A 14,161-nucleotide genomic window follows, 5' to 3' on the forward strand; every position below is an offset into this window, starting at 1 on the left:
CCAAAGCGCGGGGGCAATCCGTGCCGAGAGGCCTTCGAGACATTGACAATTCCGCCTCGCATCGGGACTAAAGGACCCCCAGAGGAGAGCGGAATGCGCCACAACATGCCATATGCACGGCCCGGTCAGGTGATCGGGCTGCTGGGCGGGTCATTTGATCCGGCCCACGAAGGCCACGCGCATATCACGCGCGAGGCGCTGAAACGCTTTGGTCTGGATCAGGTGTGGTGGCTGGTGAGCCCCGGAAATCCGCTGAAGACCCGCGGGCCGGTCAAGCTGGACAAGCGCCTTGCGCACGCCCGCCAAGTCATGCAGCACCCGCGCGTGAAGATCACCGATATCGAGTCGCAGATCGGCACCCGGTATACCGCGCAGACGCTGGCGCGGATGCAGGCGATGTATCCCGGAGTTCGCTTTGTCTGGCTGATGGGCGCGGACAACCTGGTGCAATTCAGCCAGTGGCAGGATTGGCAGGGGATCATGCGCTCGGTCACCGTGGGTGTTCTGGCGCGACCGGGGCAGAGGATTTCGGCCCGATCGTCGAAAACCGCGCGGGTCTTCCGCCGCTTTCGCCTGCGAAAACCGAGCAGTCGACTGTTGGGGCACAGCGCGCGCCCAAGGTGGTGCTTTTTGAACGTGCCCATGGTCGATCATTCATCAACAAAAATTCGCGAACGCGGGGATTGGCGCTAGTTCGGAAACAGCGCCGTTGAATTGTTACTTGTCGCAGCCAACCTGTGGCGTATTAATTCACCCATGACTTTACCAGTTTCCAGACGTTTATTTCTTGGCACTCTAGCCTCGTTTCTGGCGGCACCCTCGGCCCATGCCAACCCGCCGGCGACATCGCTGCGACCGCACTCTCGCCCTCCTGGGTTGTTGCGGAATCCGACCATCAGCACCCGGATGATCGAAAATTCGGGACTAAGCGGGCGTGTCTCTTACGCTGTTGCCAATCCAAGAACCGGGGAGATTCTGGAAAGTTTTCAACCCGACACCCCCCTTCCCCCCGCCAGCGTTGCCAAGGCGATCACCGCAGCCTACGCGCTGGAGCATCTGGGCCCCAAACACCGGTTCCAGACCCGCGTGATCGCAACCGGCCCCATTCAAAACGGCATTCTGCAAGGCGATCTGATCTTTGCGGGCGGCGGGGATCCGACGCTGGACACTGATGATCTGGCAAGTATTGCAGCGAACCTGAAAGCATCAGGGCTGCGCGAGGTGCGTGGCGACTTTTTGGTCTGGGGTGGCGCTGTTCCTTACGCCCCCGAGATCGACAGCAGCCAACCCGACCACGTCGGCTATAACCCCGCGCTGTCCGGCCTGTCGCTGAACTATAACCGTGTCTATTTCGAATGGACCAAAGCCAGCTCGGGCTGGGGGGTGACGATGGATGCCCGCTCGGAACGCTACCGCCCCGAGGTTCAGGTCGCCACTATGTCAGTCGTTCAACGCAAGGTGCCGGTCTATACCTATGCCAGCAAGAACGGGCGCGATTCCTGGACCGTGGCCAGTGGCGCCTTGGGTAATAAAGGTGCGCGGTGGCTGCCTGTGCGCAAACCGGACATCTATGTGGGCCAGGTGTTCCGCACCTTTGCCCGCTCGCACGGGATCGTGCTGAAGACCGAAAAAGCGGTCCAGTCCCTGCCCAAGGGACAGCCGCTGGTCATCCACAATAGCGCGCCGCTGGACGAGATTCTGCGCGGGATGCTGAAATATTCGACCAACCTCACGGCCGAGCTGGTGGGCATGGCCGCGACCCGTGCTCGGCTGGGTCGCCCGGTTGAGATGCGTGGTTCAGCCAAGGAAATGAGCCGCTGGGCCGCACAGCGCCACGGCATGACCAATACCAAGCTGGTGGATCATTCCGGGCTGGGCGACCGCTCGCGCGTTTCGGCACGGGACATGGCGCGACTGCTGGTTGCTGCTCATAAATCTACGGAGCTGACAAAACTGCTGAAGAAAATCCCGCTGAGGGATGCCAATGGCCGGATCGACAAATCCCATCCCGTAAGCGTTCACGCCAAGACAGGCACCTTGAACTTTGTCAGCAGCCTGGCCGGATTTGCCAGGCGCGGCAACGGCCCCGATCTGGCCTTTGTGATCTTCACCGCCGACCAGCCTCGGCGCGCGGCCCTTTTCCCGGCCGAGCGCGAGCGCCCTAAGGGGGCCCGTACGTGGAACAAGCGTTCGAAAACCTTGCAGCAAAAACTGATCGAGCGCTGGACACAGCATTACCGCACGTGATCGCAGACAAAAAACAGGGTGCCCCAATCGGAGCACCCTGTTGTGACGAACCGTGAGCAGAGCGTCAGCACAGCGCCCTTCCCCTCTGGGCGCTAAAAAAGGGCACATGTGCCCTCTATTGAATTTCGAGATACGCGGCGCCGAAATTGCACCGTAAGCATGTCTTAAAATCGTTTAACCATTTGGGGTGGCTCCAGAGTGTTTCAACTTCGCCCCAGAGTCAAAGAATTTCGAAGAGCGCTCTCCTTTGAGTTGCGCCCATTGTCGGCAAAAACCGACATAGGTGTCTCTTTCGCCAAATTACAGACCAGGGCGCAGGGCTAAAGACTGATGTGACGCGCCCGGGCGCCACGCTCGATCGCAGCGGCGTGCAGACGGTCGATATTCAGCTCGTAGCGGATTTCCTCCAGCAAGCGCAGCTCGGTTTCCTGCAAAGTGCCATCTGCGGCGGCCACGTCACAGGCCAAGGCATAGGCGGTTTCGAACAGCTTTTCCGGCAGGTTGTCGCGGATCAGGCCGAACAGCGCGTCCAGGCCGTCCTCTTCTCCGAACAGATCCATCACGGTTTTACCCATGATATTCATCCGGTCGATGTCATAATTGGCAAAAACCGGCAGGTGATTCACCGCGTTTTGAATCTTCACCAGTTCTGCGGTCCGCAGCTCTTCGTCCGAGGCCGAAACGGCAATCATCAGCGCCACAAGGCAATCTTGCGGGCTGAGCGGGTGGGAAACTTCTGCTGTCTCGGTCATTTTATGTGTCCTGATGATCGTTGTCGCAGTGCAGAATATTGACTGTAGGCCCCTGCCGCAATAGGAAGCGGCGGTCTGCCGCGCATAGGGCGCGGGCGGACCCGTATCCATTGGAGCAAGACATGTCTGACCTGCGTGACGCCGCATTGAAATCCAAAGCCTGGCCTTTCGAGGAAGCCCGCAAGCTGGTGAAGCGTTACGAGAAGAAGGCCCCGGAAAAGGGACATGTCCTGTTTGAAACCGGCTATGGCCCTTCGGGTTTGCCGCATATCGGCACCTTTGGCGAGGTCGCGCGCACCACGATGATCCGAAACGCATTCGAGCTGATCAGCGACATTCCTACCCGTCTGATCTGTTTCTCGGACGACATGGACGGGATGCGCAAGATCCCCGAAAACGTGCCCAACCAGGACCTGCTGCACGCCAATATCCAAAAACCGCTGACCTCGGTTCCTGATCCCTTCGAGGAATATGACAGCTTTGGCGACCATAACAACGCGATGCTGCGCCGGTTCCTGGATACGTTCGGGTTCGAATACGAGTTCTACTCGGCCACGGATTTCTACAAGTCCGGCCAATTTGACGAGGTGCTGAAACGCGCCGTTGAAAAATACGATGACGTGATGAAGGTCATGCTGAAGTCGCTGCGCGAAGAGCGTGCGGCGACCTACTCGATCTTCCTGCCGATCCACCCCGAAACGGGCCGCGTTCTGTATGTGCCGATGAAAGAGGTGAACGCGGAAAACTACACGATCACTTTTGACGACGAGGACGGCAAGGAATGGACCCTGCCCGTCACCGGCGGCAACGTGAAACTGCAATGGAAGCCCGATTTCGGCGCCCGCTGGGCAGCGCTGGACGTGGATTTCGAAATGTACGGCAAGGACCACAGCACCAACACGCCGATCTATGACCGCATCTGCCAGATTCTGGGTGGCAAAAAGCCCGAGCATTTCACCTATGAACTGTTCCTGGACGAAAACGGCGAGAAGATCTCGAAATCCAAGGGCAACGGCCTGACGATCGACGAATGGCTGACCTATGCCAGCACGGAAAGCCTGTCGTATTTCATGTACCAAAAGCCCAAGACGGCCAAGCGGATGCATTTCGACGTGATCCCCAAGGCCGTGGATGAATATCACCAGCAGCTGCGGGCCTTCCCGGGTCAGGATGCGGCGCAACAGGTGAACAACCCGGTCTGGCACATCCACAACGGCAACCCGCCCGCGTCCACCATGGTGGTGCCCTTCGGGATGCTGTTGAACCTGGCCTCGGTCTCGGGGGCCGAGGACAAAGAAACCATGTGGGGTTTCATCCAGCGTTATGCGCCGGACGCCAGCCCCGAAACCAACGCCGACATGGATCAGGCGGCAGGCTTTGCCGTGCGCTACTACAATGATTTCGTGAAACCTACCAAGGTGTTCCGTGCCCCCTCGGATCTGGAGCGCGAGGCCCTGACCGAGCTACGCGACAAGCTGGCTGTCTGGGATGGCACCGTGGACGCAGAAGAGCTGCAAGGGCTGGTGTTCAGCGTTGGCCGCGAACGGTTCGACCCGATGCGCGACTGGTTCAAGGCTCTGTACGAGGTGCTACTGGGGGCCAGCCAAGGGCCGCGCTTTGGTGGTTTCATCGCGCTGTACGGGATCGAGGAAACCATCGCCCTGATCGACAAGGGGCTGGCGGGCGAACTGGGCTAACCCAAGCAAAATCGGAATTGGCAAAGGCCGCGCCGGGTGCGCGGTCTTTTTGTTGGGATTTGCCCGATTTCGTCATTGCCCTAGGTAACTCCGCAGGAGGCCCCTGCCATGCGATACTTTCTTGCCATTGTGTTCACATTGCTTGCCAATATCTCGGTTGCTCAGGACCGCGAGATTCAAAGCGTGATCCGTGACCAAATCGAAGCATTTCGTGCCGATGATTTCGCGGAAGCCTTTGAGCATGCAAGCCCCGGAATCCGGCAGTTATTCGGCTCGTCCCAACGGTTCGGACAGATGGTCCAACAGGGTTATCCGATGGTTCAGCGCCCTAGTGGTCTGACCTTTCTGGAGCAGCGAAATGACGGCGGTCTGATTTGGCAACGCCTGTTGTTGCGCGATGCCCAAGGACGGGGCCATGTGTTGGACTACCAGATGATCCAGACCAAAAATGGATGGAAAATCAACGGAGTGCAGCTACTGCCCTCGGCTGACCCTTCTGCCTGAACACCGCTGCCTGCTCAGTACCGTCACGGTGCTCTCAGGCTGCCTTAACAATCTGTTTGCTATTCCCCTTTGCACCCGGGCGCGCCCCGGATTGCGGTTTTGCCCGTTCGCCGTTGACGCGGATGGGTCAGAGGAAAGGAAACGGAATGAACAAGGCGATCACCGACGGTGTGGTTTTCATGCCCACACCCTTCGCGGATGGGCTGGATGTCTGGTCCAGCGGGGACGGCACCCCCGGCTCGGACACCTATGACGGCGCGACGAACGCGGCGTTTGTCCCGGCGGATCAGGATTTCGCGGGCTGTCTGGAACTGCAGAAGACCGACACGGTGCAGCGACTGCGCTATATGGGTGAGACGCAGTTCTTTCCCGGTTGCTATCTGCGTGTCACCGCAAGGGTCAAGGCCATCAGCGGCAACCTGCCCGCTGTTCGCATCGCTGGCTGGCCCGGGGACACCGGCGGCAACGCGGTCTCGGGTCTGGCGCAGGTGGGCCCTTCGGTCACGCTGACCAGCTATGGCGAGGTGGTCGAGGTTTCGGCAATCTTCGGATCGGGCAACCGCACGGGCGTGGACGTTGTTTGGCCCGAGCCCGTGGCAATCGGCCATCTGGGGCTGGATCTGACGGGGGCGAACGGCGGCATCGTGCGCATCGACGACATCCAGATCGAGGATGTCACCGAAGTGTTCCTGCGCACGATGATGGACTGGGTGGACGTGCGCGACTTTGGCGCGATCGGCGATGGTGTGACCGATGACACCGCTGCGTTCGAGGCCGCGGACGCTGCTGCGAACGGGCGTGTGGTTCTGGTCTCGGCGGGCACCTATTATCTTGCATCGACCCTTACAATGGAAAGCCCCGTGCGCTTTCAGGGCACATTGGTTATGCCCGATGACGCGATGCTGGGGCTGACCCAGAACTTCGATCTGCCCAGCTATATCGACGCATTTGACGGTGACGAGGGGCAGGCCTTTCGCAAGGCGTTTCAATCGCTGCTGAACAATTCGGGCCACGAAAGCCTGGATCTTGGCGGGCGCCGCATCAACATCTCGGAACCGATCGACATGCAGGCCGCTGTCCCCAACAGGACCGAATACGCCACCCGCCGCCAGATCATGAACGGGCAGTTCTATGCGGAAAACTCGAATGATTGGGACGACGAGGTCTTCACCTCGGTCGCGACCTATTCGACCTCGTCCGGCAACGTGCTGACCAACGTGGCGAACGTGGCCAATATCCCAGTTGGCGCGCTGGTCACGGGCAACGGTGTCGGCCGCGAGGTGTATGTCACCGCCACCAATGTCGGGCTTGGCCAGATCACCCTTTCCAAACCCCTGTATGATGCTGTGGGCACGCAGACCTACACCTTTACCCGTTTCAAATACATTCTGGATTTCTCGGGATTTACCAAGCTGTCCAAGCTCATCCTTTCAGACATCGAATTCCAGTGTAACGGGCGATGCAGCGGGATTCTTCTGTCTCCCTCGGGGCTGACGTTCCACCTGAAGGACAGCTTCATGACCCGGCCCAAGGATCGCGGAATTTCCAGTCCTGGCGAAGGATGTCAGGGCATGTTGATCGACCGTTGCCAGTTCCTGTCTGACCAAAGCTCGATGCCCGCGCAGAACCGTACGGCCATTGCCCTGAATGCCAACGGCAGCGACGTGAAACTCCGCGACAATCGCATCACCCAGTTCCGTCATTTCGCGGTTCTGGCCGGGACCAGCTCGATCGTGATCGGCAACCACTGGTTCCAGGGTGACAACGAGGCCGAAGGGTTGCGCACAGCCGGGCTGGTCCTGACAAGCCCGCACAACCGCGCGACGGTCACAGGGAATTACATCGATAACTGTTCGATCGAATGGACGAACGAGCACCACTCGGAACCTGATCAGGACAACGAGTTCTCGTTCAGCGCCCTGAATATCTCGGACAACATTTTCCAAGCCATCGACGCGGCCCCCTGGTCCCGATTTATCGTGATTAAACCTTATGGCGCGGGTCATTTCATTACCGGGTTGAACATCACCGGGAATGTCTTTCGGTCGATCCATACGGTGCTTGATCGGATCGAGGGCGTGGATACATCGTTCGCGGATCTGAACTATGGCCGGATGCGGAACATTCTGATCAAGGGGAACATGTTCAACAACATCGGTCGCAGCATCGAGAACCCACGCGTGATCGATGTCGCGCAGAACACCTTGTCGGACGCCTGGACCGTGGATTGCAGCGATGTGCTGGCCTTTGACGGGCGGGCGCGCAACGTCACCTCTTTGGTGGCCGAGGGCCGGATCAGGAACGCGGCAAACGTCACCAATTGGGACCTGCCTTACATCCAGGCCGAGCAGGGCGCAAACAATGACCAGGTCACCATCAACTTCTCGGAAGAGGTGACCGGCAACATGGTGATGACCGTTCGGATGGACAATTTCTAAGCGTCCCGTAAAACTCAAGATGGTCGCTCTTTCTCGGGGCGGCCACTATTACATCTTGGCCCCTTGCGTTGGTAAATAATCCGCCCGTCAGAATTCCAGCCAAATCCCCAGTTTGAGCTGGCTTCTGCGCCCGCCCAGAACTGTTTCGCTCAACCCGATCTCAAGCTGGGTATGCTTGCCAAGCCGCCGCACGACCGAGGGCGCTATTTTCAGCGTAGGGTGAACACCCGGGGATCGCACGGAATGCATTTTCACTATCGCTTTCCAATTATCCGAGGGCGCCAGCCCCACCGTGCTGTCCACCTGATAGCTTGCGAAACCCGTCCACAGATCAATCGTGGCGGCCGCATCAATGGCCAGCCAGCCGTTGCCTTGTGGCAAGGAAAAGCCACGGCCATAGGACAGGCTTGTTTTGCTGACCGGCCGCCCGGCGCTGTGGCCTCCGCCGACCTCCAACGCGATCCGGTGGCCCTTGTCCGAACGCCACAGTGGAACCCGAGAGAAAAACAGCGCCGATATCTGTCCATCCGAGGCAAAACCCGCATCAACTCCGATGGTCATCCTGTCCCACAGCCCGTATTCGGCGAAGTAATTGTTGTAGAAACTTCCGTCCCGCGCCCAGATGCTGGATGTCGAGCTGAACCAGCTGCCCTTGTCGCGCAACCACGCCCCTGCCAAGGCAGGCGACGCGGCCAGCAGGCACGACAGGACAAGCAGCAACATGCGCAAGGGCGCCTCCATTCCCTGCAGTGTTGCTTAACAAAGGTAAACGATCCGTTAACCATTTCCCCCTTTGGCGCAACGGCGGCACAGTGCTAGTCTGGTCCCGAGGATGGAGGAAAAAATGCCCAATATTTCAAGCGACAACCCGTTCCAGACCGTTATTACTACCTTCGAGATGACCCCCGGAACCTGCCAGGATCTGCTGGATGCATTGACCGATGCGTATGACAACTTCATTTCCAAACAGCCCGGCTTTATCGGCGCGGGGCTGCATGTGAACGACGCACAGACGCGGATCGCAAACTACTCGCAATGGGAACGGCGCGAGGATTTTCAGGCCATGCTGCGCACAGACGAAATGCGTAAACGAAACCGAGCGATCAATGATCTGTGCAAAAGCTTCGAGCCGGTGATGTACGAAGTGGCTAAGTCCATCGGCTAGGCCTTAGGGGCGCGGTCAGACCGCGCCCTTTACCCAATTCACGATATTGGCTGCCGGCAAAGCACCGGACTGGCGCGCGCGCTCTCGTCCGCCGGCAAAAGCTGCCATGGTGGGAATGCCGCGGATATTGTACTTGGCGCCAGCGTTGGGATGATCCTCGGTGTTCAGCTTAACCAGACGCGCCGCGCCGTTCAGCTCGGCCGCAGCCTTGGAGAATTCGGGCGCCATCATCCGGCAAGGGCCACACCACGGGGCCCAGAAATCCACCACCAACGGCAGATCATCGTTGCGCGCGGCCTTTTGCAGGGTGGCCAGATCGACCTCGGCCACTTTGCCGCCCACCAGCTTGGTGCCGCAGGTGCCGCATTTAGGGCCGGACCCCAGTTTTTCCCGGGGAATGCGATTGACCTGTCCGCATTCCAGACAGGTGAGTTTCATGGAAGCCATAGCCTGCTCCTGATTACATATGTTATTCAGAATATATGAAGAGCCGCGACAGCTTCAAGACCCGCCCTGGACGCGCTGGATCAGCTTCAGAACATGCGGGCCCAGCTCTTGTACGATCATGCCCACGCCGGTCGCGTTGGGATGAATACCGTCCGGTTGGAACAGGGGTTGCAGCTCGGCCGGAGTGCCTTCGCCCAGGCCGGCAAAGAAACTGGGTGCGAACAGCGCGCCGAACTCGGTGGCCAGCTCGGGGTACATTGCCTCGAATTCCTGTTTGTAATCAGCGCCATAGTTCACAGGGCCGGGCATCCCCACGACCAGTATCGCCAACCCGTTATCCGAGGCAATCTGCAAAATCCCCCGCAGGTTTTCGCGCGCCGAGGCCGGATCGATCCCCCGCAGCATATCATTGCCGCCCAGGGTCACCATGATCCCGCCGATATCGGGGGTCAGCGACCATTCCAGCCGTGCCAACCCGCCCGCCGTTGTGTCGCCCGACACGCCCGCATTGATCACCCGCACCTCTTGGCCCTGCGCCGCTAACCAGTCCCGCAGTTGAGGCACCAGCCCCTCGTGATCCATCAAGCCATAGCCCGCAGTCAGGCTGTCGCCAAAGGCCATGATCGCCTTGGTCTGGGCGCTGGCGGCCACGGGCAGCAGCATCACGACGGACAGAAGCGCCATCAGCACCTTGCCCCGCAAAAGGCACACCCCATATGAGAGAATAGTTTTCATGAAAAGGATCTTGGGCATGTCTGAACCGGTGCTGTCTCTTTCAAAGGCGGAATTGTCCCTGCACGGGAACGCGGGCTTGGTCGAAATTCTTCACGGCATCACCCTGGATGTCCAGAGCGGCACCTCAATTGGCCTGATTGGGCCGTCGGGGTCGGGCAAATCCTCTCTCCTCATGCTCATGGGCGGGCTAGAGCGCGCCACGGGCGGCACGATCACCGCTTTGGGGCAGGACCTGACCGCCATGTCCGAGGATCAGCTGGCCCGGTTCCGCCGCAAACATATGGGGGTGGTGTTCCAATCTTTCCACCTGATCCCGACAATGACCGCACTGGAAAATGTTGCGACGCCTCTGGAATTGGCCGGGGACCGGGACGCCTTTGATCGTGCGATGGAAGAATTGCGTGCCGTTGGCCTGGCCGACCGCGCCGATCACTATCCCAGCCAGATGTCAGGCGGCGAGCAGCAGCGCGTGGCCTTGGCCCGCGCCGTCGCGCCGCGTCCTGACATCCTGCTTGCGGACGAGCCGACGGGGAACCTTGATGGGGCCAACGGGGCCGCAATCATCGACCTGTTGTTCGGCCTACAAGACCGCCACGGCGCGACACTGGTGCTGGTGACGCACTCGCGCGAGCTGGCCAACCGCTGCGACCGGGTGGTCCGCCTGCGCGACGGGCGCATCGACCATCAGGAGGCCGCAGCATGAGCCTGACCATCGCCGCGCGTTTCGCCCGCCGCGAACTGCGCGGGGGGCTGCGTGGGTTTCGCATTTTCCTTGCCTGCCTGACCCTGGGTGTGGCCGCCATTGCCGGTGTCGGCAGCATCCGCGCGGGCATCGAGGCAGGTCTGGTCCAAGAGGGCGCGGCCCTGCTGGGCGGTGATGCCGAGATGGAGTTCACCTATCGTTTCGCCAGCGAAGAAGAGCGCGCCTGGATGGCCGAAACGGCCGAAAACCTTTCCGAAATTGCCGAGTTCCGCTCGATGGCGGTCGTAGGGGACGAACGCGGGCTGACGCAGGTAAAGGCCGTGGACGATATGTATCCCCTGGTGGGGACGGTCAGGCTGATGCCGGACATGCCGCTGCCCACTGCCCTGGACGGAGCGGGCGGATTGCCCGGAGCCGTAATGGATCGCGTGCTGATCGACCGCATGGGCCTGGCCATTGGTGATAGCTTCAAGCTGGGCACCCAGGATTTCCACCTCATGGCCGTCCTGGCGAATGAACCCGACAGCGCGGCCTCGGGCTTTGGGCTGGGGCCCCGAACGATTGTGCGCACCAATGCGTTGAAAAATTCGGGTCTGCTGGTGCCCGGTTCGTTGTTCGACGCCAAGTACCGCCTGACCCTGCCCGAGGGCACCAACCTTGAGACAACCAAAGCCGCCGCGCTGAATGCGTTTGAAAGCAAAGGCCTAAGATGGCGGGATTCGCGCAATGGCGCCCCTGGCATCTCGACCTTCGTGGAAAGACTGGGCGCCTTTCTGGTGCTGGTGGGTCTGTCGGGTCTGGCCGTGGGCGGTGTGGGCGTCTCGGCCGCAGTGCGCGCCTATTTGGCCGGCAAAACCAGTGTCATCGCCACGCTGCGCAGTCTGGGCGCCGAGCGGCGCGTGATTTTTCAGACATACTTCTTGCAGATCGGGGCGCTTTCACTGCTGGGAATCGCCCTTGGCCTGATGTTGGGTGGGGGCGTCCCCGTGGTTCTGGCGCCACTGCTGACAGCGCAATTGCCCGTGCCTGCGGTGTTCTCTTTCTATCCCGCGCCCCTGCTAGAAGCTGCGGTTTATGGCCTGCTGACCGCCTTGATCTTTACGCTCTGGCCGCTGGCCCGCACCGGAGAGGTCCGCGCCGCCACCCTGTTCCGCGACGCAATGGCGGGCGCCCGCGCGCTGCCGCCATGGCCCTATGTTCTGATCACGCTGATGCTTGTGGTCATTTTGGTCTGCGTGGCCATCCTGTTCTCGGGCACGGTCGTGCTGACACTGTGGACCGCTGGAGGCATCCTGACCGCCTTGGTCGTGCTGGCACTGGCCGCGCTTGCGATCCGCCGCCTGTCGCGTGGTGCCCGCGCCGCCACTCGAGGGCGGCCCGCCCTTCGATGGGCCGTCGCCTCGATCGCTGGCACCCGGGACGAGGCAACGCCGGTTGTCCTGTCACTGGGTCTGGGTCTGGCCGTTCTGGCCGCCGTGGGGCAAATTGACGGAAATCTGCGCAAGGCGATTTCAGGCAACTTACCTGACGTCGCGCCCAGCTATTTCTTTGTCGACATCCAGCGCGACCAGATGCCCGGCTTCCTTGACCGCGTGCAGAACGACCCGCAGGTCAGCCGCGTGGAATCCGCGCCCATGCTGCGCGGGGTGATCACCCGGATCAACGACATTCCCGCTGACGAAGTTGCCGGTGATCACTGGGTCGTACGCGGTGACCGCGGCATCACCTATGCGGGACCGCAGCCCGAAAACACCACGCTGACCGCTGGTGAATGGTGGCCCGAGGACTACGCCGGACCGCCCCAGATCAGCTTTGCCCGCGAAGAGGCCGAAGAGATCGGTCTGGAGCTGAACGACACCATCACATTAAACATCCTGGGCCGTGACATCACTGGCACGATCACCAGCTTCCGCGAGGTCGATTTCTCGACCGCTGGGATGGGCTTTGTGATGGCGGTGAACGAGAACGCACTGAAGGGCGCTCCGCACAGTTTCATCGCGACTGTCTATGCGGAACCGGAAGCCGAGGCCCTCATTCTGCGCGATCTGTCCAAGCAGTATCCCAACATCACCGCGATCCACGTGCGTGACGCGATTGACCGCGTCAGCGTGATGCTGAACGGCATCGCATCGGCCACGTCCTGGGGGGCGGCGGCAACGCTGTTGACCGGGTTCCTGGTACTTATTGGTGCGGCGGCAGCCGGGCAGCAGGCCCGCAGCTACGAGGCTGCAATCCTGAAAACTCTAGGCGCCAGCCGATCGCGCATCCTGACCAGCTTTGCCCTGCGCGCTGTCCTTTTGGGCGCGGGCGCGGGTCTGGTCGCACTGGCGGCAGGGATCGGCGGCGGCTGGGCCGTGTCGCATTTCGTGATGGAGACCGATTTCACGGTGATCTGGCCCTCGGCCATCGGGATCGTTCTGGGGGGCATCCTTGCCACCTTGCTGGCCAGCCTGGGCTTTGCCCGGCGCAGCCTGATCCAACGACCGGCCGGGATCTTGCGCGCGCGCGAATAGCCGCGTTGCATTCGTTTTCTGCGGGTGCCACCCATTATGCAGCCGCAGAATCACGAGGACCCCGATGACCGACACGCTACCAATGCCCGTCACGGCGCTGACACGCGCCCAGCAGACCAGCCTTGTGAACCTGGTGCGCCGCGCCGCCAAGACAGAGATCCTGCCACGGTTCCGCAACCTGTCGGCCCATCAGATCGACACGAAATCAGGCCCCCAGGATCTGGTGACCGAGGCCGATACCGCCGCTGAAGCGATGATCGCGCGCGGCATTTTGCGGCTGTTTCCCAATGCAGTCGTGATCGGAGAAGAGGCCGCCTCGGCCGATCCGTCCCTGCGCCAGAAAGCAGCCGAGGCCGAGCTAGCCTTTATCATCGACCCGGTCGACGGGACATGGAACTTTGCCAAGGGCGTGCCGTTGTTTGGCGTGATCCTAGCCGCCACGCGGTTCGGGCGGCCGGTATTCGGAATGTTGTATGATCCGATGGTCGATGACTGGGTGATCGCAGATGACCTGTCTCATGCACGTATTGCCGGGGCGGGCCGCACGGAAACCTCGGCCCATGTTTCGATCGGGGGCGAGCTGTCCGACCTATCCGGTATCATGCACTACTATCTGATGCCCAAGGACACGCAGGCCAAGCTGGCCCCCGTGCTGCCGGAATTCTACCGCATGAGCTCAATGCGTTGTTCGTGCCACGAATACCGGATCATGGCGCAAGGCGGCGTGGATTTCACCCTGTCCGGTATTTTGAACCCGTGGGACCATGCTGCGGGTGTATTGCTGTGCCAACGTGCAGGCGGCGTGGCGAAAATGCTGGACGGGCGCGATTATGATATCAGCATCGAAGAGGGCTATATCCTGTGCGCGCCCAACCAGGACACCTGGGACAGGCTGCGCGATATTCTGGCGCCGGTTCTGCTGGATTAAGGAACGAAAAGGCCCCGAAATTCGGGGCCTTT

The 14,161-nt window shown here is 60.7% G+C and carries 13 protein-coding genes; 9 read left to right on the top strand and 4 right to left on the bottom strand.

Translation table 11 applies throughout. The annotated features are described in order from the left end of the window. The first annotated feature begins 93 nt into the window (after positions 1-93). Both ACOQOQ_RS01035 and dacB read left to right on the top strand, forming a co-directional pair. Positions 94-693, top strand: a complete 600-nt coding sequence (locus ACOQOQ_RS01035) for a nicotinate-nucleotide adenylyltransferase (RefSeq protein WP_420568307.1) — start codon at positions 94-96, stop codon at positions 691-693. 213 nt (positions 694-906) lie between these two features. Beyond that, entirely contained in the window at positions 907-2,247 is a 1,341-nt protein-coding gene (gene dacB / locus ACOQOQ_RS01040) for a D-alanyl-D-alanine carboxypeptidase/D-alanyl-D-alanine endopeptidase (protein ID WP_420568308.1), read from the top strand. A gap of 320 nt (positions 2,248-2,567) precedes the next feature. On the opposite strand, the gene ACOQOQ_RS01045 is transcribed toward dacB, so the two are convergent. Continuing rightward, positions 2,568-2,999, bottom strand: a complete 432-nt coding sequence (locus tag ACOQOQ_RS01045; protein WP_420568309.1) for a tellurite resistance TerB family protein — start codon at positions 2,997-2,999, stop codon at positions 2,568-2,570. 122 nt (positions 3,000-3,121) lie between these two features. Between ACOQOQ_RS01045 and ACOQOQ_RS01050 the strand changes: the two genes are divergently transcribed. From ACOQOQ_RS01050 to ACOQOQ_RS01060, 3 genes are all read left to right on the top strand, one after another. Then, positions 3,122-4,696: a lysine--tRNA ligase gene (locus ACOQOQ_RS01050; protein WP_420568310.1), complete on the top strand. Its 1,575-nt coding sequence runs from the start codon at positions 3,122-3,124 to the stop codon at positions 4,694-4,696. 108 nt (positions 4,697-4,804) lie between these two features. Next, a complete protein-coding gene (locus tag ACOQOQ_RS01055; RefSeq protein ID WP_420568311.1) occupies positions 4,805-5,200 on the top strand; it encodes a DUF4864 domain-containing protein in 396 nt (131 codons plus the stop codon). Between the two features lie 146 nt (positions 5,201-5,346). Then, complete coding sequence (locus ACOQOQ_RS01060; RefSeq protein WP_420568312.1) at positions 5,347-7,638, top strand: glycosyl hydrolase family 28-related protein; 2,292 nt, start codon at positions 5,347-5,349, stop codon at positions 7,636-7,638. Between the two features lie 87 nt (positions 7,639-7,725). On the opposite strand, the gene ACOQOQ_RS01065 is transcribed toward ACOQOQ_RS01060, so the two are convergent. Next, positions 7,726-8,361 carry a hypothetical protein gene (locus ACOQOQ_RS01065; protein WP_420568313.1) on the bottom strand — a complete coding sequence of 212 codons (636 nt, stop codon included), beginning with the start codon at positions 8,359-8,361 and terminating at the stop codon, positions 7,726-7,728. 121 nt (positions 8,362-8,482) lie between these two features. Here ACOQOQ_RS01065 and ACOQOQ_RS01070 point away from each other — a divergent pair, with 121 nt between their 5' ends. Beyond that, the gene (locus ACOQOQ_RS01070) at positions 8,483-8,803 is read left to right on the top strand and encodes an antibiotic biosynthesis monooxygenase family protein (protein ID WP_420568314.1); all 321 of its coding nucleotides are present in this window, start codon (positions 8,483-8,485) and stop codon (positions 8,801-8,803) included. 15 nt (positions 8,804-8,818) lie between these two features. On the opposite strand, the gene trxC is transcribed toward ACOQOQ_RS01070, so the two are convergent. Both trxC and ACOQOQ_RS01080 read right to left on the bottom strand, forming a co-directional pair. Then, positions 8,819-9,250 (bottom strand): thioredoxin TrxC, encoded by a 432-nt coding sequence (trxC, locus tag ACOQOQ_RS01075; protein ID WP_420568315.1) that lies wholly within the window; start codon positions 9,248-9,250, stop codon positions 8,819-8,821. Between the two features lie 54 nt (positions 9,251-9,304). Continuing rightward, on the bottom strand, positions 9,305-9,985 hold the full coding sequence (locus ACOQOQ_RS01080; RefSeq protein WP_420568316.1) for an arylesterase: 681 nt from the start codon (positions 9,983-9,985) through the stop codon (positions 9,305-9,307). Between the two features lie 16 nt (positions 9,986-10,001). On the opposite strand from ACOQOQ_RS01080, the gene ACOQOQ_RS01085 reads away from it, so the two are divergent. From ACOQOQ_RS01085 to ACOQOQ_RS01095, 3 genes are all read left to right on the top strand, one after another. Next, entirely contained in the window at positions 10,002-10,688 is a 687-nt protein-coding gene (locus ACOQOQ_RS01085; RefSeq protein WP_420568317.1) for an ABC transporter ATP-binding protein, read from the top strand. Next, on the top strand, positions 10,685-13,201 hold the full coding sequence (locus ACOQOQ_RS01090; RefSeq protein WP_420568318.1) for an ABC transporter permease: 2,517 nt from the start codon (positions 10,685-10,687) through the stop codon (positions 13,199-13,201). The genes ACOQOQ_RS01085 and ACOQOQ_RS01090 overlap by 4 nt, the downstream gene beginning before the upstream one ends. 64 nt (positions 13,202-13,265) lie before the next feature. Next, the gene (locus ACOQOQ_RS01095) at positions 13,266-14,129 is read left to right on the top strand and encodes an inositol monophosphatase family protein (protein WP_420568319.1); all 864 of its coding nucleotides are present in this window, start codon (positions 13,266-13,268) and stop codon (positions 14,127-14,129) included. Positions 14,130-14,161: the final 32 nt, after the last annotated feature.

The sequence above is a fragment of the Thalassovita sp. genome (assembly GCF_965218685.1).
In the GTDB taxonomy this organism is placed as follows: domain Bacteria; phylum Pseudomonadota; class Alphaproteobacteria; order Rhodobacterales; family Rhodobacteraceae; genus Thalassobius.